Source organism: Mycoplana rhizolycopersici (assembly GCF_013378445.1).
GTDB classification, from domain to species: Bacteria; Pseudomonadota; Alphaproteobacteria; order Rhizobiales; family Rhizobiaceae; genus Mycoplana; species Mycoplana rhizolycopersici.
In genome coordinates this window covers 193,604-213,699 of sequence record NZ_JABXYK010000003.1, presented here as the reverse complement: position 1 = coordinate 213,699, position 20,096 = coordinate 193,604, and the positions used below count along the sequence as shown (strand labels likewise).

The 20,096-nt window shown below is 62.0% G+C and carries 17 protein-coding genes, 1 tRNA gene and 1 riboswitch; of the genes, 8 read left to right on the top strand and 10 right to left on the bottom strand.

What is annotated here, in order from left to right; all coding sequences use genetic code 11:
• Window positions 1–360: 360 nt before the first annotated feature.
• On the bottom strand, window positions 361–1,458 hold the full coding sequence (locus tag HV823_RS06255; RefSeq protein WP_176948873.1) for a 2'-deoxycytidine 5'-triphosphate deaminase: 1,098 nt from the start codon (window positions 1,456–1,458) through the stop codon (window positions 361–363).
• Between the two features lie 73 nt (window positions 1,459–1,531).
• A riboswitch (SAM riboswitch) is annotated at window positions 1,532–1,610 on the top strand.
• Window positions 1,611–1,652: 42 nt separating this feature from the next.
• On the opposite strand from HV823_RS06255, the gene HV823_RS06250 reads away from it, so the two are divergent.
• Window positions 1,653–2,837, top strand: coding sequence for an O-succinylhomoserine sulfhydrylase (locus tag HV823_RS06250; protein ID WP_176948872.1), 1,185 nt, complete (start codon window positions 1,653–1,655; stop codon window positions 2,835–2,837).
• A gap of 219 nt (window positions 2,838–3,056) precedes the next feature.
• Entirely contained in the window at window positions 3,057–3,449 is a 393-nt protein-coding gene (gene apaG, locus HV823_RS06245; RefSeq protein ID WP_176948871.1) for a Co2+/Mg2+ efflux protein ApaG, read from the top strand.
• A gap of 49 nt (window positions 3,450–3,498) precedes the next feature.
• On the opposite strand, the gene HV823_RS06240 is transcribed toward apaG, so the two are convergent.
• The 3 genes from HV823_RS06240 to HV823_RS06230 form a co-directional block, all read right to left on the bottom strand.
• Window positions 3,499–4,488 (bottom strand): Hsp33 family molecular chaperone, encoded by a 990-nt coding sequence (locus HV823_RS06240; protein ID WP_176948870.1) that lies wholly within the window; start codon window positions 4,486–4,488, stop codon window positions 3,499–3,501.
• A 206-nt stretch (window positions 4,489–4,694) separates the two neighbouring features.
• Entirely contained in the window at window positions 4,695–5,612 is a 918-nt protein-coding gene (argF, locus tag HV823_RS06235) for an ornithine carbamoyltransferase (RefSeq protein ID WP_176948869.1), read from the bottom strand.
• A gap of 38 nt (window positions 5,613–5,650) precedes the next feature.
• Window positions 5,651–6,844, bottom strand: a complete 1,194-nt coding sequence (locus HV823_RS06230; protein ID WP_176948868.1) for an aspartate aminotransferase family protein — start codon at window positions 6,842–6,844, stop codon at window positions 5,651–5,653.
• A 419-nt stretch (window positions 6,845–7,263) separates the two neighbouring features.
• On the opposite strand from HV823_RS06230, the gene HV823_RS06225 reads away from it, so the two are divergent.
• A complete protein-coding gene (locus HV823_RS06225; protein WP_176948867.1) occupies window positions 7,264–7,782 on the top strand; it encodes a GcrA family cell cycle regulator in 519 nt (172 codons plus the stop codon).
• A 204-nt stretch (window positions 7,783–7,986) separates the two neighbouring features.
• Here HV823_RS06225 and phoR read toward each other — a convergent pair whose 3' ends face one another.
• A complete protein-coding gene (phoR, locus tag HV823_RS06220) occupies window positions 7,987–9,273 on the bottom strand; it encodes a phosphate regulon sensor histidine kinase PhoR (protein ID WP_176948866.1) in 1,287 nt (428 codons plus the stop codon).
• A 131-nt stretch (window positions 9,274–9,404) separates the two neighbouring features.
• Between phoR and ppk2 the strand changes: the two genes are divergently transcribed.
• On the top strand, window positions 9,405–10,286 hold the full coding sequence (gene ppk2, locus HV823_RS06215; protein WP_176948865.1) for a polyphosphate kinase 2: 882 nt from the start codon (window positions 9,405–9,407) through the stop codon (window positions 10,284–10,286).
• A gap of 43 nt (window positions 10,287–10,329) precedes the next feature.
• Here the strand turns inward: ppk2 and HV823_RS06210 are convergent, their stop codons facing one another.
• Entirely contained in the window at window positions 10,330–11,511 is a 1,182-nt protein-coding gene (locus tag HV823_RS06210) for a biotin transporter BioY (protein WP_176948864.1), read from the bottom strand.
• A 322-nt stretch (window positions 11,512–11,833) separates the two neighbouring features.
• Here HV823_RS06210 and HV823_RS06205 point away from each other — a divergent pair, with 322 nt between their 5' ends.
• Both HV823_RS06205 and HV823_RS06200 read left to right on the top strand, forming a co-directional pair.
• Complete coding sequence (locus HV823_RS06205) at window positions 11,834–12,796, top strand: NAD(P)H-dependent flavin oxidoreductase (RefSeq protein ID WP_176948863.1); 963 nt, start codon at window positions 11,834–11,836, stop codon at window positions 12,794–12,796.
• Window positions 12,797–12,922: 126 nt separating this feature from the next.
• Window positions 12,923–12,998, top strand: a tRNA-Thr gene (locus HV823_RS06200).
• Window positions 12,999–13,223: 225 nt separating this feature from the next.
• Here the strand turns inward: HV823_RS06200 and HV823_RS06195 are convergent.
• On the bottom strand, window positions 13,224–13,502 hold the full coding sequence (locus HV823_RS06195; RefSeq protein WP_176948862.1) for a hypothetical protein: 279 nt from the start codon (window positions 13,500–13,502) through the stop codon (window positions 13,224–13,226).
• 75 nt (window positions 13,503–13,577) lie between these two features.
• The gene (locus HV823_RS06190; RefSeq protein WP_246300947.1) at window positions 13,578–13,985 is read right to left on the bottom strand and encodes a hypothetical protein; all 408 of its coding nucleotides are present in this window, start codon (window positions 13,983–13,985) and stop codon (window positions 13,578–13,580) included.
• Between the two features lie 543 nt (window positions 13,986–14,528).
• Between HV823_RS06190 and HV823_RS06185 the strand changes: the two genes are divergently transcribed.
• Both HV823_RS06185 and HV823_RS06180 read left to right on the top strand, forming a co-directional pair.
• Window positions 14,529–14,711 carry a hypothetical protein gene (locus tag HV823_RS06185; RefSeq protein WP_176948861.1) on the top strand — a complete coding sequence of 61 codons (183 nt, stop codon included), beginning with the start codon at window positions 14,529–14,531 and terminating at the stop codon, window positions 14,709–14,711.
• A gap of 292 nt (window positions 14,712–15,003) precedes the next feature.
• Window positions 15,004–15,213, top strand: coding sequence for a cold-shock protein (locus HV823_RS06180; RefSeq protein WP_176949074.1), 210 nt, complete (start codon window positions 15,004–15,006; stop codon window positions 15,211–15,213).
• Between the two features lie 146 nt (window positions 15,214–15,359).
• Here HV823_RS06180 and HV823_RS06175 read toward each other — a convergent pair whose 3' ends face one another.
• Both HV823_RS06175 and HV823_RS06170 read right to left on the bottom strand, forming a co-directional pair.
• Window positions 15,360–16,364 carry an HAD family hydrolase gene (locus tag HV823_RS06175; protein ID WP_176948860.1) on the bottom strand — a complete coding sequence of 335 codons (1,005 nt, stop codon included), beginning with the start codon at window positions 16,362–16,364 and terminating at the stop codon, window positions 15,360–15,362.
• 241 nt (window positions 16,365–16,605) lie between these two features.
• Window positions 16,606–19,722 (bottom strand): glycosyltransferase, encoded by a 3,117-nt coding sequence (locus tag HV823_RS06170; protein WP_176948859.1) that lies wholly within the window; start codon window positions 19,720–19,722, stop codon window positions 16,606–16,608.
• Between the last annotated feature and the right edge of the window lie 374 nt (window positions 19,723–20,096).

Below are 20,096 nucleotides of genomic sequence, written 5' to 3'. Positions count from 1 at the left end.
ATGACGTCATCCGCCGACCTGATGGCGTTCGGTGACGAACCTTCCATCACCTGTGGTCTTGCTGCCAAGGACGATCGAGGCGGCTGAAAAAGCCTAAGAGGGCGCCGGCCTGCGAGGGAACTGACAGGGAAACGTTCTGTGGCAACTCCTTGCAAGCGGGCGTCCGGCAACGGGCGCGCCTTTGCGGGCTAGATGCTTCCGCGTCGTTCCTTCAGGCTTGAGGGACCTCTGTCCACGCGCATCTTGGCGGACTTGCCGAACTGGTAGCAAAGTTGTTGCAGAGATCGTCTCGTTGAGGCTGGCCGTCGACATATCGATCGATAGTAGAGGCGGCCTGTTTGACGAGCAACAGCCTTCTCCTCACACCGAGCGGAAATGCTTGGACAGTTTCAACCCTTGCGCCTGGTAGTTGGAACCGAGCCCGGCGCCGTAGAGGCTTTCGGGGAGTTCCAGCATGCGCTCGTAGACGAGGCGGCCGACGATCTGTGCGTGATCTAGGATGAAGGGGACTTCATGGCTGCGCACCTCCAGGACCGCGCGGCTGCCCGAGCCGCCGGCAGCTGCGTGGCCGAAGCCCGGATCGAAGAAGCCGGCATAGTGAACGCGGAATTCGCCCACCAGCGGATCAAACGGCGTCATCTCGGCGGCATAGAGCGGGGGCACGTGGACGGCCTCGCGGGAGACGAGGATATAGAACTCGTCGGGGTCGAGGATCAATTCGTTGCGGCCGCGGCTGAACAGCGGCTCCCAGAAATCGAAGACATCGTGCTGATTCTTCTTGTCCACGTCGACGACGGCCGTGTGATGCTTACCGCGATAGCCGACCAGCCCGTCGGGGCCGGTCCCCTTCAGGTCGATCGACAACGCGATGCCGCCGCCCGAAACGTTCGGCGTCTCGCTCGCCACCAGGGTATCGCTCTTATGCAAGGCCAGGAGCTCGGCATCCGAAAGCAGCGCGTTACCACGGCGGAAACGGATCTGCGACAGCCGCGAGCCACGGCGGACGACGATCGGGAAGGTTCGCGGCGAGATTTCGAGATAGAGCGGACCGCTGTATCCGGCCGGGATCTTGTCGAACTCCTGGGCGTGGTCGGTGATGACGCGCGTGAAGATGTCGAGGCGGCCGGTCGAGCTCTTCGGATTGGTGGAGGCTGAAAGCTCCGCGGGCAGGTCGAGGCTCTCCATCAATGGCACGATGTAGACGCAGCCCGTCTCGAGAACGGCCCCTTCGGAAAGGTCGATGACGTGCAGCTTCAGCCGGTCGAGCTTGTCGGAGACGAGATGGGCGGGGCCGGGCAGAAAGCTTGCGCGCACGCGAAACGCCTTCGAGCCGAGCCTGAGATCGAGGCTCGCCGGCTGGACCTGATCCTGGTCCAGCTTGGCCTCGCTTGCCAGCTTGCCGCCCTCGAACAGTTCGGCGATGGCGCGATCCGCCAGAATTCCCGTTGCGTTTGCCATGACACCATCCTTAAAACTGGCCGACAAAACCAAATGCAGGCAATTGACGCAAGCGCCTCCAGGCAGTATGGACCGGATATCCCGTGGTGATTTGGCCGGTCGGCTTGCAGCCACGTTAAACAAGTAGCTAAAAAGGCCGGGCGTAGAACCGGCCTGCATTGCGGCCGGTTTTTTGTTTGGAAAGCGATGATCCCATGAGCAAGTCCTGGCGCCCGGCAACCCAACTCGTCCACGGCGGCACCACCCGTTCGCAGCACGCCGAAACCTCCGAAGCCATCTTCCTGACGCAGGGCTTCGTCTACGAGAGCTCGGAGGCTGCCGAAGCCCGCTTCAAGGGCGAGACGGAAGGTTTCATCTACGCCCGCTACGGCAGCCCGACCAACGAAATGTTCGAGCGCCGCATGTGCCTGCTGGAAGGTGCCGAGGAAGGCCGGGCGATGGCTTCAGGCATGGCCGCCGTCGCCGCCGCCATCCTCTGCCAGGTGAAGGCCGGCGACCACATCGTCGCCGCGCGCGCCCTGTTCGGCTCCTGCCGCTACATCGTCGAGACGCTCGCGCCGAAATACGGGGTGGAATGCACCCTGGTCGACGGAAGAGACCTGGCGAACTGGGAAGGTGCGATCCAGAAGAACACCAAGGTCTTCTTCCTCGAAAGCCCGACCAATCCGACGCTCGAAGTGGTCGACATCGCCGGCGTCGCCAGGCTTGCCAACCAGATCGGTGCCAAGGTGGTGGTCGACAACGTCTTTGCCACGCCGATGTTCCAGAAGCCGCTGGAGCTGGGCGCGCACGTCGTCGTCTACTCTGCCACCAAGCACATCGACGGCCAGGGCCGCTGCCTCGGGGGTATCGTGCTTTCGGACAAGCAGTGGATCGAGGAGAGCCTGCAGGACTACTTCCGCCACACCGGCCCGGCCATGTCCCCGTTCAACGCCTGGACGCTTCTGAAAGGCATCGAGACGCTGCCGCTGCGCGTCAAGCAACAGACCGAGAACGCCGCGCGCGTGGCCGATTTTCTCGCCAGCCACCCGAAAGTGGAGCGCGTCATCTATCCGGGCCGCAAGGACCATCCGCAGGCCGATATCGTGGCCAAGCAGATGTCCGGCGGATCGACCCTCGTCTGCGTCCACCTGAAGGGCGGCAAGGAAGCGGCCTTTGCCATGCAGAATTCGCTGGAGATCGTCGAGATCTCCAACAACCTCGGCGACGCCAAGAGCCTGATCACGCATCCCGGCACCACGACGCACAAGAACCTGACCGACGAGGCCCGTGCCGAACTCGGTATCTCGCCGGGCACCATCCGCTTCTCGGCCGGCATCGAGGACGGCGACGATCTTCTGGCAGACTTCGCGCAGGCACTGGACCGGGTGAAGGCGTAACTTCTCGCATGTCAGGTCGCGCATTGCTCCGGCAGTGCGCGACCATCCTTGTGCCGGACGCTGCCGGCGACGTTATTTCAGTAAATTAACTTGATCCGGCCGCGTCAGACGTGGCAACGAATAAGCGGGCGCGCATGTACGGCTTGCACATCCGCCCGGCGACGGTCGCCTGCAAAGCGCCGCGACATAACAATAACGCGTTCGAGCCAAGGCGTTGGAATGTACAGAGCCCTGACCCGCGACATCGAGGTAACGGTGGAGCCCTACTTTCTGGAGGAGCAATCCGATCCGGACGACAGCCGCTATGTATGGGGCTACAGGGTGGTCATTGCCAACCATTCCGACGTGACCGTCAAACTCGTGGCGCGCTACTGGCATATCACCGACCAGAACGGCATCGTCGACGAAGTCAGCGGACCGGGTGTGGTCGGAGAGCAGCCCGTTCTCGAACCGGGCGACACCTACGAGTATTCGTCCGGCTGCCCGCTGGACACGCCGTCGGGCATGATGTTCGGGCACTACCAGATGGAAACGCCATCCGGCGAAGCGTTCAACGTGGCCATTCCGGCCTTCTCGCTCGACACGCCCGGTCAGGCGAGAACGCTGAACTGAAATCGCCCGCCGAAGGCGGGCGACAGGGTCATCGACATAGCGTGCGCCGTTAGGCCGGCGCCACTTCCGCCACATCGAAACGATAGGTCGTCGAGCAGAACTCGCACGTCGCCTCGATATGTCCGTCAGTCGCGGTGTGCTCGATCTCGTCGGCGGAAAGCCCCGATATGACGGCCTTCAGCTTATCGCGCGAACAGGAGCAGCGGTCGAAGACCTGCTGCGGGGGATAGACACGCACGCCCTGCTCGTGGAACAGCCTGAACAGCAGGCGCTCGGTGCCGACGTTGGGATCCGTCAGTTCGTCCGTGTCGATCGTCTCGACCAGGGTACGGGCTTCCATCCACTTGTCGTCTTCCGCGATCTTGTGTCCGGCCTCCTCGCCGTCGCCGCCCGGAAGATCCGCCTGCCGCATCCGCTCGGGCGCTTCCGGCAGGAACTGTGCCACCACGCCGCCGGCGCGCCAGCGATGACGCGTCTTGCCGTCGGCATCGCGGTCGTAGAGCTCGGCAACGCCCAGGCGAACACGCGTCGGTATCTGCTCCGACTGGCGGAAATAGACCCCGGCGATCTCTTCCAGCGTATGGCCGTCGAGCGCCACGATGCCCTGATAGCGCTGGGTATGGGCTCCCTGGTCGATCGTAAACGCAAGCACACCCTTGCCGAGAAGCTCGTGCGGCGCACCTCTGCCATCAGCGATCGCCTGCTCCAGCGCCTCGGCGTCATAGCGGGCATAGGCGCGAACGTTCTCGGGGCTGGAGAAGTCGGCGACCAGAAGATCGACCGGACCATCGCCCTTCGTCTGGAGGATCAGCTTGCCCTCGAACTTCAGCGACGTGCCGAGCAGGACGGTCAGCACGATCGCCTCGGCCAGAAGACGCGCCACCGCTTCGGGATAATCGTGCCGCTCCAGAATTGTATCGAGCATCGGACCGAGCTGGACCGCGCGGCCGCGCACGTCGAGGCCTTCGACATGAAACGGCACGACGTGATCGTCGCCGGCAAAATCGAGTTCGCCGAGTGTGGGGGTTGGCTGAGCCATCGTTCGCTCCTTCGACGCCATAGACCGGCCCGGGCGGGATGCTTTTCACATCTGCCAGGGACGGGTGCGTTCAACAGTGATTCTGCGCCATGACCGCCGGGATGATTTCACATCCGGCGGAACGATGCCAGCAAGGCACCGAGGCGACATCGGGTTGCGCCATACATCGTGGCCCAGCGTGCGGATTTCAATAGCGCCGAGAGGCCTCAGATCGCGTTCAAGCACCACGCCAGGATGGACTTCTGGGCATGCAGCCGGTTTTCGGCCTCGTCGAACACCACTGACTGCGGCCCGTCGATCACCTCATCCGTCACCTCTTCGCCGCGATGGGCGGGCAGGCAATGCATGAAGAGCGCATCCTTGTCGGCCTTGCTCATCAACGCCTCGTTGACCTGATAGGGCTGGAAGACGTTGTGGCCGCGGGCCCGGTGTTCCTGGTTCATCGACACCCAGCAATCGGTGACGACGCAGTCGGCGCCGGCGACCGCCTGGTCCGCATCGTGGCAGAGCCGGATATCGCCGCCATTGTTGCGCGCCCAGTTGAGAATCTTGTCTTCCGGCTCCGAGCCGAGCGGGACCGCCATATTCATGCGATAGCCGAACCGGGCAGCGCCTTCGACGAAGGAGTGAAGCACGTTGTTGCCATCGCCCGTCCAGGCGATGGTGCGCCCCTTGACCGGCCCGCGATGCTCCTCGAACGTCATGATATCGGCCATGATCTGGCAGGGATGGGTCAGATCGGTCAGGGCGTTGATGACCGGAACGGTGGCATGTTCTGCCATTTCCAGCAGGCGGGCATGATCGGTGGTACGGATCATGATCGCATCGACATAGCGCGAAAGCACCTTGGCGGTGTCACCGATCGTCTCAGCGCGACCGAGCTGCATCTCGGTGCCGGACAGAAACAGCGTCTCGCCACCCAGCTGGCGCATGCCGACATCGAAGGAAACGCGGGTTCGCGTCGAGGGCTTCTCGAAGATCATCGCCAGCATCTTGCCGGCCAGCGGCTTGTCCGCCGTTCCCGCCTTCGTCGCCACCTTGCGGCTCTTGGCGTCGTCCATGATCACGCGAAGGTTCTCTGCCGTCATGGCGGAGAGGTCGAGGAAATGTCTGGTGCCTGCCATTCTATGTCGGTCCTGCTGTTCTGCCCCGGGTCGCGACCTCAGGCGCTCTTCTTCTCTGCGCTCAACTTTTCCGCCGCCCGCTCGATCCGTGCAAGGCCCTCGCGCGCCTCTTCGGCGGAGATCACCAGAGGCGGCAGCAGCCGCAGCACGTTTTCGCCGGCCGGTACGAGAAGCATATGCTCGGCACGCACAGCTTTCAAAAGATCCGCCGACGGAACCTTGGCCTTGATGCCAAGCATCAGCCCCTCGCCGCGGATGTCTTCGATGACATCGGGGAAGCGATCCTTCAATGAGGCCAGCCCCTGGCGCAACACCAGCGCGACGTCGCGCACGTGTTCAAGGAAGCCCTCGGACAGAACCACATCGAGAACCGCGTTGCCGACGGCCATGGCGAGCGGATTGCCGCCATAGGTGGAGCCGTGCGTGCCGGCAACCATGCCCGAAGCCGCCTCGGCCGTCGCAAGGCAGGCGCCGAGCGGGAAGCCGCCGCCGATTCCCTTCGCCACGGCCATGATATCCGGCGCCACGCCGGCCCACTCGTAGGCGAACAGCTTGCCCGTGCGCCCGACGCCGGTCTGAACCTCGTCGAAAATCAGCAGCAGGCCGTATTCGTCGCAAAGCGCGCGCAGTTCCTTCAGGAACTCGTTCGGCACCACGCGGATGCCGCCTTCACCCTGCACCGGCTCGATCAGTATGGCTGCCGTTTCTTCCGTGATCGCGTCACGGACGGCGCCGATGTCACCGAAGGGAACCTGATAGAAGCCCGGCGCCTTCGGCCCGAAGCCTTCCAGATACTTTTCCTGTCCGCCGGCGGCGATCGTCGCCAGCGTGCGGCCATGGAAGGCGCCCTCGAACGTGATGACGTGGAACTTGCCGGGATAGCCCTTAGCGAACTGGTAGCGACGAGCGGTCTTGATCGCGCATTCCAGCGCTTCCGCTCCGGAATTGGTGAAGAAGACCTTTTCGGCGAAAGTTGCCTCGGTCAGGCGCTTGCCGAGCTTTTCCTGGCCCGGAACCTCATAGAGGTTCGACAGATGCCAGACCTTGTCGGCCTGTGCCTTGAGGCTTTCCACGAGGTGCGGATGCGCATGGCCAAGCGAGTTGACGGCGACACCGGCGGCGAAATCGAGATAGCGCGACCCGTCCTCTGCGATCAGCCAGACGCCTTCGCCGCGCTCGAAACGTAGCGGCGCACGCATATAGGTCTCGTAGAGCGGCGTGGCATCAGCCATGGCGCGTATCTCCTTCGCAGCGGATGCGGAAATCAGGATCCCGGGATCGCCTCGGGAAAATCGAAAATGCCGCCTTACGGCGGCGGCGGCACTATCGGCATTTCAGGGGGTGATGTCAACAAAAGTCACCGTGCTCAATCTGCCTCACTTTGCCGCTACGTGAGGATTCACGGCGCTGATGGAACTGTCGCAAGTGAGTCACACCCGACGAGCAAGTTGGGGAAAACTGGAAAATCGATTCGGCCGGATTCCGGCGACTCTTGTCACGGAGTCCCCCTGTCAGTAGGTTAAAAGCCAATTACTAGACTGCATGCGGCGGAACTAGTCACCAACAGTATCAAGGTGTTTCGTGCCCCGGAGCCATTCGGGGCAGCGAGAATGGATTCTCGGCAACGAAGCCCGGAACGGAGGCGATTGAGATGAACTGGACAGACGAGCGGGTCGAAAAGCTCAAGAAGCTTTGGTCCGAAGGACTGAGTGCCAGCCAGATCGCAGCACAACTCGGCGGCGTCAGCCGCAATGCCGTCATCGGCAAGGTGCACCGCCTTGCCCTGCCCGGCCGCGCAAAGGCCGGCGGCGCACCGACGGCTGCACGGCCGAAACGCCCGGCAGCCCCTGCCCGGCCGGCGAACTTCACCCCGCGCGTCGCCACCCGCACGGTCGCCCGTCCGGCCGGCGCAACCGTCGTCAAGGAAGAGGTCGCCTTCGAGTACGACGAAGTGCCGGTGAGCCGCGTCATTTCCAACGTCGTCGTGCCGATGTCTCGCAATCTCGAGCTGACCCAGCTGACCGAGCGGACCTGCAAATGGCCGAACGGCGATCCGCTGAAAGACGATTTCCACTTCTGCGGCAATGAGTCTCCCGACAACTCGCCCTACTGCACCTATCACCAGCGCCTGGCCTACCAGCCGTCTGCCGAGCGCCGGCGGATGCGTTGAGCGGTTCCCCCGTTCAAATGCAGGCAATTGCCGACAACGAAAAACGGGCCCCTTCAAGGCCCGTTTTTCGTTTCAGCGCTTTTCACGCCGCCATGCGCCCGATGTCATAGCCTTTACGTCACTTTGACGAGGTAGTCGCGACAGATGAACGCGATGAAATCATTGATACATATTTTTGATACGACTTTTCGACCGCCTTATGTCTCAGAATTTCACGGTAAAGACGGTCCCTTTGCCTAGCTCGGATTTCACGTTCAGGCGCGCACGGTGGCGCGTGAGGATGTGCTTGACGATGGCAAGGCCCAGGCCGGTGCCCTTCTTGGAGCGGCTGGCCTCGACATTGACGCGGTAGAAGCGCTCGGTCAGGCGGGGCACATGCTCGGGCGGAATGCCGGAGCCGAAATCGGTGACCGAGACTTCGGGATGGCCGCCCTCGTCCGGCGCGAGCCGGACTTCCACGCGCCCACCCTCCTGGCCGTACTTGCAGGCGTTCTCCATCAGGTTCTCGAACACCTCGATCAGTTCGTCCCGGTCACCGGCAACCTCGACCTTGCCGTCCGGCAGATCGAGCATGATCTCGACGCCGAGTTCGGCGGCAAAGGGTTGCAGGCTGTCGCGAACATGGCCCAGGAGCGGGGCCAGTTCCACCGTCTGGTCCGGGGGGACGTGCGATTTGATCTCGAGGCGCGACAGCGACAACAGATCGTCGACGAGGCGGCTCATCCGCGTCGCCTGTTCGTGCATGATGCCGAGAAAACGTTGCTGCGCGGCATGATCGTTTCGCGCCGGCCCCTGGATGGTCTCGATGAACCCTTTCAGCGAGGCGAGCGGCGTGCGCAATTCATGGCTGGCATTGGCGACGAAATCGGAACGCATCCGGTCGATCCGGCGCGCCTGCGAGACGTCGCGAAAGGTAATGAGGAAGTAACGTGTGCCGCCGAGGCGCTGGCCGAGCGCCTGCATGGGCGCGACACGGACGATATAGACCGTCTCCGACGGCAGGCGGTCGGAATGCTCGATCTCCTTTGCCTGGCCGCTCGCGATCACGTCGCGCGCCATGTCGAGGATGCCCGGGGCACGAATCCGCCCGGCGAGATCGGCATTGCGCGGAATAGGCCCAAAAAGCACAGTGGCGGCCCGGTTCTGCAGCCTGACGGTTTCGTCAGCCGTGACGATCAGCACCGGCATGTCGAGCGCATCGATGAGCGCGGCAATGGAACCCAGGGCTTCGGAGGCATCCGCTTCCGGCCGGATTGCCGCCGTTACGGAAGCCGCCGGCGGACCTTCCAGCCTTTCCGTGCGAGCGAAGCCGGCAAGGACCAGAAGCGTGGCGGCAAAAGCGATCCAGCCGGCCGGAATGCCGCCAAGCCACATCAGGAAGGCGGTGAAGACGACGGCCGCGAGCAGCACGCGCTCGTCCCACAGCTGCGTCAGGAGCCACCGGATTGTCGATCCGCGCTCTTCCACCACAATTCCCTTTCTCGCCTTCATCGCTCTGCTCCGCGATTGCCAATGCAACACGAAGTGATAACGCGATTTCATGACATGTTTTTCACGGTGCGCTTGAAATCGCAACGCGGTTATGGCCTCCTCCCCTCACCTCTGCCCGCAGGAGTCGAAACATGGTGACGTTTCCCGACATCAAACCAGTGGAAATCGAGATCGGCGGCAAGAAGCGTTCATTCGACATAGACGACCCCAAGCTGCCAAACTGGATCGACGATAAAAGCCTGTCGTCCGGCGGCTTCCCGTATGAAAAGAAGATGAACAAGGACGAGTACGCGGCGGAACTGGAGAAGCTGCAGATCGAACTGGTCAAGGTGCAGTACTGGCTGCAGGCGACGGGAAAGCGAATCATCTCCGTCTACGAGGGGCGCGATGCGGCCGGCAAGGGAGGCCTCATCTTCGTAACCCGCGCCTTTCTCAACCCGCGCTCGGCGCGTGTCGTGGCGCTCACGAAGCCGACGGAAGCCGAGCAAGGGCAGTGGTATTACCAGCGCTACGTCTCGCAGTTTCCGACGGCCGGCGAATTCGTCCTGTTCGACCGCTCCTGGTACAACCGCGCCGGCGTGGAACCGGTGATGGGCTTCTGTACACCGGAGCAGTATGAAAAGTTTCTCATCGAGACGCCGGACTTCGAACGGATGGTCATCACCGACCGGATCATCTTCTTCAAATTCTGGCTCGATATCGGCCGGGAGATGCAGATCAAACGCTTCCACGACCGACGCCACGATCCGCTGAAGACGTGGAAGCTCTCTCCGATGGACATCGCAGCACTCAACAAGTGGGACGACTATACTGAAAAGCGCGACCGGATGCTGGAGGAGACACACAGATCCTGGGCACCTTGGACCATCGTTCGTGCAAACGACAAACGCAACGCGCGGATCAATGCCATCCGCTACATCCTCCAGCGGCTCGACTACGAGGGCAAGGACAAAAAAGCGATCGGCGAGATCGACGAACGGATCATCGGTGCCGGGCCGAAATTCCTCAAGTGACCGTCATAAAGACGTAGCGACGCCCATGGCGGCGCAGCGACCTTCATTCGCCAGGCAGGATGCGGACGGCGTAGAGGTTGATCGCGGCACCGCCGCCGGTGACATCGCTGTTGACGAAGAGGCGGCCCGCCTCGCTTGGCGAAAGCGATCCCTCGAACTTGACCTGGAACAGCAGGTCGGTGCGTTCGGAGACGGTGAAGCGATGGCGCTCGCAGTCGCCCATCGAGCCGAAATCGCACTCCACGGAGAGCTGGGCGGGCTTGCCGTTCTCCGATTCCACCGTCAGCGCGACCGTAGAGGTCTTGCCGGCCATCGCCTGCAGCACGGCCGGCGCCACGGAGATCGCGACAGATCCTTCGCGATCGGGTGCGGCGGAGACAACACGGATCGCCGGCCCCTCGTCCGTGCTGACGGATTCGAAGCGGCCCTTCGCCCCGGCAGAAACGACACTTGCATCCGAGGGGCTCAGAACCTCACGCCAGTCGGCGGAAAAGCTGTTGTGGGTGTCGAGCGCCTCCTTGAGGGGATCTCCTGAGGAGAAGTCGTCGCCGGTCACGGTCTGCTTTGGATTGGCGACGCTGCCGTCGCGGGCCGATTGCGGCAAGAGCAGCCCGCTCGTCTGCACCCACCAGGCGGCCGTGCCCACGGCGGCGATGAGCGTGGCGACCACCAGCAGCAAGGAAAACAGCCGCCCGCGGCGCTTCGGCGCCTTGGCCATGCGCGGCGATGCGGCAACCATGCCCTCCTCGCCCTCCAGCGACGCCCCTCGCGAATGCGGATCTGCCTTCGCCGCCGCCCCGGAGGTCGGACCGAAACCTTCGCCGCGGTCGGGACGGATATCGCCCAATTGCGGCCCGGCATCTGCACCGGACTGGCGGGGAGCGTCGGACGCCCGGCTTTCAGGCCGCACCTCCGGCTCGAGCCGTTCGGCGTGCGATCCGTTGGCCGGATTTTCGGGGGACGCCGAGCGGTCCTTTGTGGCAACAGGGACCTGCTCAGCCGGCCGGGGCTTTGCCGCCGCACGCTGCTCGGTCTCGATCTGGCGGATCGTCATTTCCAGGCGGTGACGCTGGGCTGCGATCGTCTCGGGATCGTTGACCTCCTGCTTGCGCAGCCCGGTCTCGAGCGCATTGCGCGCCGACTGATAGATCCGGGCGCGCGTTTCCGGATTGTTGCTTTCGGCGCGCGCCAAAGCATTTCTGATCGCTTGTTCCAGTCCGCTCACTTTGCCTCCTTGGGCTCCGCGCACGCCTGCGTGCGGCGCGGGCAAACGAAGCCACGGCGTCCATGTCCTTGTCTGTTAAGAATTCGGTAAACGTTGACGCCGCGTTCCGCAAGTGTTGCGGCCATGCGCTGCCAGCGCTGCCGGGGATAACGCCGCATAGGCCGACATGACATGACCACCGCGTCCACGAAATGACGGGCGACCGAGGCGGGGTGAACAGGCGGTGGACCAGAGACGGGCAGCGACAACCGGGCGGCTTTCCATCCAAGGCGATTATTGCTAGCTTACGTTTCCGTAAACGTCATATCAGCCGGACCGAGACATGACCCTGCCCGCCATCCTACGAGACAATCTGCGCCTGCCCGTGGTCGCAGCACCGCTCTTCATCATCTCGCACCCCACCTTGACGATCGCGCAGTGCAAGGCGGGCGTGGTCGGGGCTTTTCCGGCGCTGAACGCGCGGCCGCAGTCACAGTTGGACGAATGGCTGGCCGAGATCAGCGAGACGCTGCGCGACCATGACGCCAGCCATCCCGACCGCCCGGCCGCACCGTTCGCGGTCAACCAGATCGTCCACAAGTCGAACCGCAGGCTCGAACTGGACCTGATGCTGTGCGTGAAATACAAGGTACCGATCGTGATCTCCTCGCTTGGTGCCGTGCCCGAGGTCAATGAGGCGATCCATTCCTACGGCGGCATCGTGCTGCACGACGTCATCAACAACCGCCACGCCAACTCGGCAATCCGCAAGGGGGCCGACGGGCTGATCGCGGTGGCAGCGGGCGCCGGCGGGCATGCAGGCACGCTTTCGCCGTTTGCCCTCGTGCAGGAAATCCGTGAATGGTTCGACGGCCCGCTGCTTCTCTCCGGCGCGATCGCGGCCGGCGGCGCAATCCTTGCCGCGCAGGCCATGGGCGCGGACATGGCCTACATCGGCTCGCCCTTCATCGCCACCACCGAGGCGCGCGCCGCCGACGCCTACAAGCAGGCTATCGTCGAGGGCAGTGCGGCCGACATCGTCTATTCCAACCATTTTACCGGGGTGCACGGCAACTATCTGCGCTCGTCGATCCGCGCCGCCGGCCTCGACCCCGACAACCTGCCGGAAGCCGACGTGAGCATGATGGACTTCGACAGGGCCGAAAGCGGACCGAAGGCGTGGAAGGACATCTGGGGCTGCGGCCAGGGGATCGGTGCGGTCAAGGATATCGTCGCGACGGAAACACTGGTGGCGCGCCTGGAGGCCGAATATCGCGCGGCCCGCGAACGCCTTTGCGCACCATAAGCACCGCCCGCTCCACAGGAGCCTTGAGAAAAATGACCAAGTGCCAACAGATCACTTGAAATCTCCGCGCAATGCGGCTATCAGCCCCTCACATTCCGGCCCACGACGCTTCGCGGGCCGATGCGGGCCGCTTTAGCTCAGTCGGTAGAGCACATCATTCGTAATGATGGGGTCACGTGTTCGAGTCACGTAAGCGGCACCACTTTTCTCTGGGAATCTGAAGTAGTTGATAGTTGGCAACGGCATCTTTGATGCGCCCTGCGGCGCCACGGGTCGCCGCCACGTTCGACATTCATGGCTTTTCCGGCAATGAAGCTCGAGAATTTTCCGCATACCGCTGAGAGAAAGCATCGAACAAACGCTCGATCACGCGCGTATCGTTTGCATCTGCATGGCTCCTGAGATACCCGGCCGTCCCGTTTTCAGATCAATGCGAATAGCCCGCAGACGTGTCAGCGTCTCTCAGCAGCGCATGGGCGATCTCGGACAGGGAGACTTGCAGAAGCTGTCGCTTGCCGGTCGCGATGGAAATTGCAGGAATCTCAAGGTGTACGCCAACCCGCTTATAGGCGGGAAAGCTGAGGCCCTGAATCAGCTCCTCGTCAACGACGAGACGATAAGTCCCTGCCTGTAGGGGCGTCACAAGGCAGCTCAACAAACACGAGTTCTTGAAGGTTACTTCGGATTCCGTCGTTCGGTCGACCATGTCGATTATCCCCATTGTGATCGAGTTTGCCAGCTCTGCAGCACGACGAGCGGTATCAAGACCATCGAAGATAGTTCAACTCAGAGACCTCAGCCGTTTTGCCGGAAAGCCCGGCCTGACGTACCGACTGCTGGTCACGCCGCCTTCGTTCTCCCATATTTGCAGGTCCGTCTCGTCAGACTGCCTCGGCCTTTTTACAGCCTTGACGCCGGGCAAACCTTGAATGGCATGGCGCGGCAGGAGGGATTTGTAAGGGAGACGTGCACCATCCGATCTGCCGAAATTACGCTCCAACTGCGCCGTCAGAGCGTACGGAGATGTTTCTCCCGCAAGGAATAGCTTCATGACCAGCGACGCGGCCGCATTGAAGAACGATTGATCGACGCTGAGAACGTTGGCGTCATAGCCCGCATCGTTCAATACGTTCTGGAGCATTTTCATGTCGGAAGGTGAAATGGAATGGTATTTGGGGGCGGAAGACATGTCGTCCTCCTTATATTGGGGCCAGGGTAACTACCCCTCAACCAGCAGCGCCCGTAACATGGCTACCGACACGCACAGGATGCTCCCCGAACGGGCCGAACGCAAGTGCCCCAGGGTTTCATTTGTGTTCCTGCCGTTCGGATTGCGCCAACGTGTCCACAGCAGCTCCAGACCCGGTCCGTTGCCCTTGGGAATGCCGTGTTCTCAACAAAAAAGGCCGGGGCGTAAACGCACCGACCTTCCTCACCAATCACCTCTCGTCCAGTGCCAGTACATCCGTGGTCAAAGTCAGACGGTGATTGCGGCTTCGCGAGCGGCAGATGCATTCCAGCGCTCATCAGCGATGCCGATGAGGAGCTTATAGAAGGGCATTGTGTTGGAAACAAGTCCCGGCTGAGATATCGAAACCACTTCAATTAATCTCGATCGTTTCCTTGCCAATCGATCCGGTTGCGCGCACTGTCGGGCCTTCAGCAGTCGATTTTCAGGGCGCTGCTGCTTAAGGGTCCTCATACCCTTGCCCCGACGCGAAAGGAGGACTCAATGTCTTCCAACGTGCAGCATGTCGATTTCCGGATGAGTGACATCCGAATTCTTCAGATAATGCTTAAGCAGGCACACTACCTGACGCAGAACCTCCGCCCGCTGGAAGGCCCCCATTTCCTTCGCTCGCAAATGATCCTTGGCCGCTTTCTCACAACGATCTTGCGGGTGCCCGTACAATGACTGGCACGGGCCAATCGCTGCTCCCCTACGGATGTCGCCTAGAGCAAAACCGCACCTGGACGGTATTCATTACCATGTCCGGGAAGGTTGCAGAGTTAGGATTCTATCGCGCGACCCGGTTGACTGAACTGGACGCCAGAGAATTGGCCGCTCTTTTTAATCGCAACACCGTGGGTACGCCGGCACGGCCCCGCCACTCTGCGATGCAGGGTCCCCCGGACAAATGGTGATCCGCGCTCGGCGCAAACCATCCACCGCAATTGTCCGCAACGAACTCCGCGAGAGGTGTGCGATGATTACAGGCATTGTCAAATGGTTCAACGCCTACAGAGGCTTTGGTTTCATTCAGCCCGACGACGGGTCATCGGATGTATTCATTCACATTTCGGCGCTGCATCGGGCGGGTATAAACGGCCTCTCCGTCGGCCAAAAAATCTCGTTCGAGGTCGGCCGGGAAAGCAGCACCGTCAAGCTTTCGGCATTCAACGTTCACCTGATCTAAAGCGAAGCGCCCGCTCGAAGAGGCTGGAGAATAGCATCACCTGGAAACGCTCCGCCCGAACCGGCGGGCCGGAGGGACCAACACGCACTGCCGTGCCAACGGGGTGGCGAGCGTTTCGTCTATTTTGCCGATCCGGAGCGCTCTCCTCACCGCTTCGGAAAGATTTCCTTCCAGTCGTTCTTCATGTCGACGACGATCCATCCATTATCCGGTGCGACATCGAGCGCCGCGTCCAGGCGGCCGAAATCGGTCTTGCGATCATAGGCATATTCGCGATCGGCGTCGGTGTGGTGAATGATCATCCCCAGACGCGGCGTGGACCCACCGGACGTGGTCCACTCCAGCATTTGCAGGTCGCCATCCGAATTGCCGAAGGCCGCGATGGGACGGCGGCCGATGAACTGGTTGATGCCGACCGGCTTGCCGGCCTTGTCGTCGATGAAGTTCACGTCCGGCAGCCGGAACAGGATCGGCACGCCTTCGCGCTCCTTGAACTCGGTCTTGACGGACGAGCCGATCACCTGCTCGGGCGGAATACCATAAATCTTCTCCGTCCATGGCCGCATGAACTCGACGCCCCCGCCCGACACGATGAAGGTCTTGAAGCCGTTCGCCCGCAGATAGGCAAGCAATTCGAGCATCGGCTGGTAGACAAGGTCGGTGTAGGGACGCTTGAAGCGCGGGTCGCGGGCGGTCTCGATCCAGTCCGTGACGATCTGCTGGAACTCGTCGACGGTCATTCCGGCGTGCGTCGTCATCGCGAGCTCGACGAGGCCTTTCTCGCCTGAAGCTGCAAGGGCCGAAAGGTCGCCCTCCAGCACCGCCTTGAACGGTTGCTGCTCCTTCCACTCCGGATGCTCCTTGGCCATGACCTTCACGCGGTCGAGTATGAAGGCAAGCTGCGTGTACATCGGATGCTCGACCCACAAGGTGCCGTCATTGTCGAAGACGGCAATTCGGTCCGGCTCGGGAACGAAGTCGGGCGTATTTTCCCTGGTGACAAGCTCGACGAAGGTGACGATGGCCTTCTTCGGAGCGGAGTCACTCCAGGAAGGCAGGGGATCTGTCTGTGCTGCCGCTGTTGCGACAATGCCAAGAACTGCAACGAAGACCAGAAATGCACGTCGCGTGAGACAGGCTACCGTGTTCATCCAACCCTCCTTAACGCCAAGGCCCTGCTCGCCGCCGATGCCGGCAGCGCCGTTCCCTTGCAGTTGGGGCGGCGGATGCCGCTCCCGCCAGCTTTTCGTGTCATCATCCGAAGCGCTGAGGGCCGTGTCGGCGCGTCCGGCAAACGAACTGTGCAACGTCGGCGACGGACATTCAATGCAACTCTCTCCGCATGCCAGTCCGATGGCACTCTGCCGACCACTGCGGCCTGGCCGGCCGTCGTCACTGCCGGCTGACAGTCTCTTGTTCGAAAAGGCCGTCTTCCAGCTGCGCAGCGTCTTCCTTCCAAGGACCGGCATAGTCTTCCCGCAGCCTGTAACGGTCGGCGTAGGCCCGGAATTTCTCCTGGTCGAGCACGTACAGATCCCCCCAGGGTTTCACCTGCCCCGCCCAATGGATGATCTTCGGTCTGTCGCAGTAGTCCTGGGCGGGCACGTAGTTCCATTCCTCGCCCAGGACGACGATCTCGGAGCGGGCGTAGACGTTCAACGCGTCCTGGTCGTTCATGGCATATCGCTCGACCAGCGGGATATGGCAGCGCGAGAAGTCGTCCCGGCGCATCCGTGCGAGATTCATCACGATGACGCCCGCATTGAAGGTCGGGAACGCCAGGGAACCCTGCTTGTGCAGCCTGCGTCGCAGATCCCAGGCCCGTTCGGGATCGAGAGCCAGCGACGCCTTGCCGACAAGCCGCGCTCCGGACTTCCAGTATTCGAAGCGGGTGAGCTTGGCGGCAAGCGGCGCATCACCGAGCTCGGTGCGGAAGAGCTCTGCCACATCCGCCTGAACGAGCACGTCGATGTCGAGGTAGAGCACCCTGTCGAGGCCGCCCAGAAGCTCCGGCAGCAGCAGCCGGTCAATCGTCGAGATGGTGGTATGAGGCAGCAGATGCAGCGTATCGCCGTAGTCGATGCCGCTGAAATCGTATCGGCGTATGCGCAGTTGCGGGAAGAAGTGGTGAAGCTCGTCGACATATCCCGTCGGAAGATCCCGGCTCAGGATGTGGGCGGTGATATTCGCGTCGCTGTGTTCGCACATCGAAGCCATCGCCAGCGGCAGGATGGAGGCCATGTTCCGATCGAGCGCGAACGCGACATGTACCTCGTTCCCGCGCTCTTCAGCCGCCCCCACATGATAAAGGTTCCCCCAAACCTCCCGGCATATCGCCTCGACGTCGAAGGAGGGCGCGGGCAACGGGGCGACGTCGGCTACGTACCGCTCGGCCTCGGCCACGTCCGGCGCGCAGAGCTCGGCCCAACGGGCACGGACGCTCGCTTCGTCCGCGCCTGACAAGATCAGCGTCAGAATGGCCTCGAGCTTTTCCTCAAGGCGCGCGCGCATGCGCGCGAAATCCTCTTCGCCTAGGTCGAGAAGGCCCTCGAAGCGGACGTCGGCACGGTTCCTGGGGCGAAAATCGACCGGGAGACCGAGGGAACGACAGGGAAGATAGCAGTGCAGCCGCGACGTGACGACGCGCGAGAAGCCAAGATAGCCCGTCAGCATTGCCCGCGCCGCCTCGAGATTCTGGACGAGCGTCCCCTCGCGCACCTCGTCGCCGTATTGAACGAAGGACGTCCTGCTCCAGCCGGGATAATCCTCCGGTTCCAGCGCAGCCTCCACCACCGCCAGCCTGTCTTGAGCTTCAGCGCGATGCGGCGGAAAGATCTGCCCGATGGTCGTCGTCAGGCACCCCGAGAAGAAGGCCGCAATGCCGAAATCGCGCAGACGGTACACCGTGTTCCAGTCCCGGCACCCTATCGGCTCGTACTTCATCAGATAGTCGACCGCTGAGGGCGTCAACACATCGGGGTTGTTGACATGGAAGGAAAGGAAGATCGGCCGAATGTGCTCGGGAAACGGAAAGTCGAAATCCCCATGGAAGCTGCGGTGCATGAACCAGCCGTTGGCGATCAGCCAGGTCGGACGGGCGTAGGTCCGACCGGAGGCGAAATCGCGATCCAGGGCCACGACGCCGACACTCCGGGTGACGCCATGAATACGCCGATCCGGGTGGACCTGCTGCTGCAACTCCGTGACCAGGCGGCCAAGATCACTGCCATCGTCGAAGCCCACGTCGGCAAACCGGCATAGGTTCGCAAGCACCGCAAGGGTCTGCACATAGTCGCCCTTGTTGGAGGAGGTCCGCTGGCGATCCGGCAGCTTGTAGTCCATCACCGCGATGTTCAACGCCTGCTGACTCACCCCTTCGGTGTCCATGGTGGAGAGCCGCTCCAGCAACCACTCGAGCTGGCGACGCCCATCCGCAGAGATCCCATCCGGCGAGGAAGATGTGCCCAGCTCACGCTCCACCCTTTCCCGCAGACCGTCGAATTGCAGATGCTTCGCAAACAGGTTGAAAAGGCTGGCGCGCGTCGATACCGGCAGGCCTTCGGCCTCGTCGAGAAACCGGTGCAAACGCCGACCACCGTCTCCCGGATCTTCCTCCATCAGTGATGAAAAGAAGGCATATGGACACAACGCCTGAGCTGCGTCTGTTCCAAACCGCTCGAAATGATCGAGCGCGGTCTCCGCGAAGCCGTCGAGGTGATAGTAGATGCCCGACAGCAGATGGCCGAGGGCACGCGTATCCTCCTCCTGCAAAAGGCTCTGGCAGAAAGATCGCGTCAGCAGCCTGTTTTCGGCGAAGTTCGCTTCGACGAACGTTATTCCCGCCTGCTGCAGCGAGGCGCCGCGGGCGATTGCGTCGACAAGTGAGGCTCGCAACTGCAGAGGCCGGGCCTCCTTTTGCAGCGCGCGCAGGTGGCCGGCGATTTCTCGGTTCACACTTGCCTGCGACGAACGTTGCTCCTGCAGATCGCCACGCTGTCGGCGCAAGATGTCGATGGTTTCCTGAAAGCTTCTGGCGTCGCTGTCGCGCGCCGTGCGCAGCGCCGCTCGCTGTTGCCGCACGGCTTCGAGGCGCTTTTGCTCGGCGGCAAGCCGCTTTTCCAGCTCGGCGTACCGGCGCTGCAAGCCGGCATGTTGCTTTTCCAGATCCGCATGCCGGCGGTGCAAATCCGAACGCTGCTGCTCCAGCGCTTCGTGCCGCCGCTCCAGGCTATCGATGGCTTCTGACTGCCTGGCATACTGCTCTTGGGCATGCTGGCGCTCCGCCGCCAGTCCGTCTTTCAAGGTTGCGTTGTGCAAGGCAAGTTTGCCGATTTTCCGCTGTAGCTGTTCCAGCTTCCTGTTTAAGGCCGCCAAACGGCGTTTGTCGGCATCGCGCTCTTTCCTGTGACGTCCTTTCGTGACGAGGTAATCGGCGAGCCTTTCCGAAAGCGGGCGCGCGTAGCGATTGAAAAAGATCAGATCGGCAAGCCTTCTGGATCTGGAACTCAAGACGCGCCTCCAAACCGCAATCCTATTTGCGGACACAACGTCGCCACATCAATATCGCATTGCACATCCATTAGGCAGCGCTCATCAACCATGCTTGACTATCGCATGATTGCGGCAGCCTGCGACGAGAACGCCCCCGAAATGGAAGCCATATTGCACCGACTGAACGTAAACGTCTCTCCTTTCGGCCTGATGCCGATCGGGTTGCGGTTTCCATTCAACCAAGGGTACCGCCGTTCGCAAAGTCGTCAATTCGCGTTAAGTTGACAGAGCTACATTAGAAAAATAGCAAAAACTGCTATCTTCACTCGCGAGACCGAACGCACGACGATCGCGTCGACAAGGCCGCCTCCTTTCCCACGCCGGAAACAATA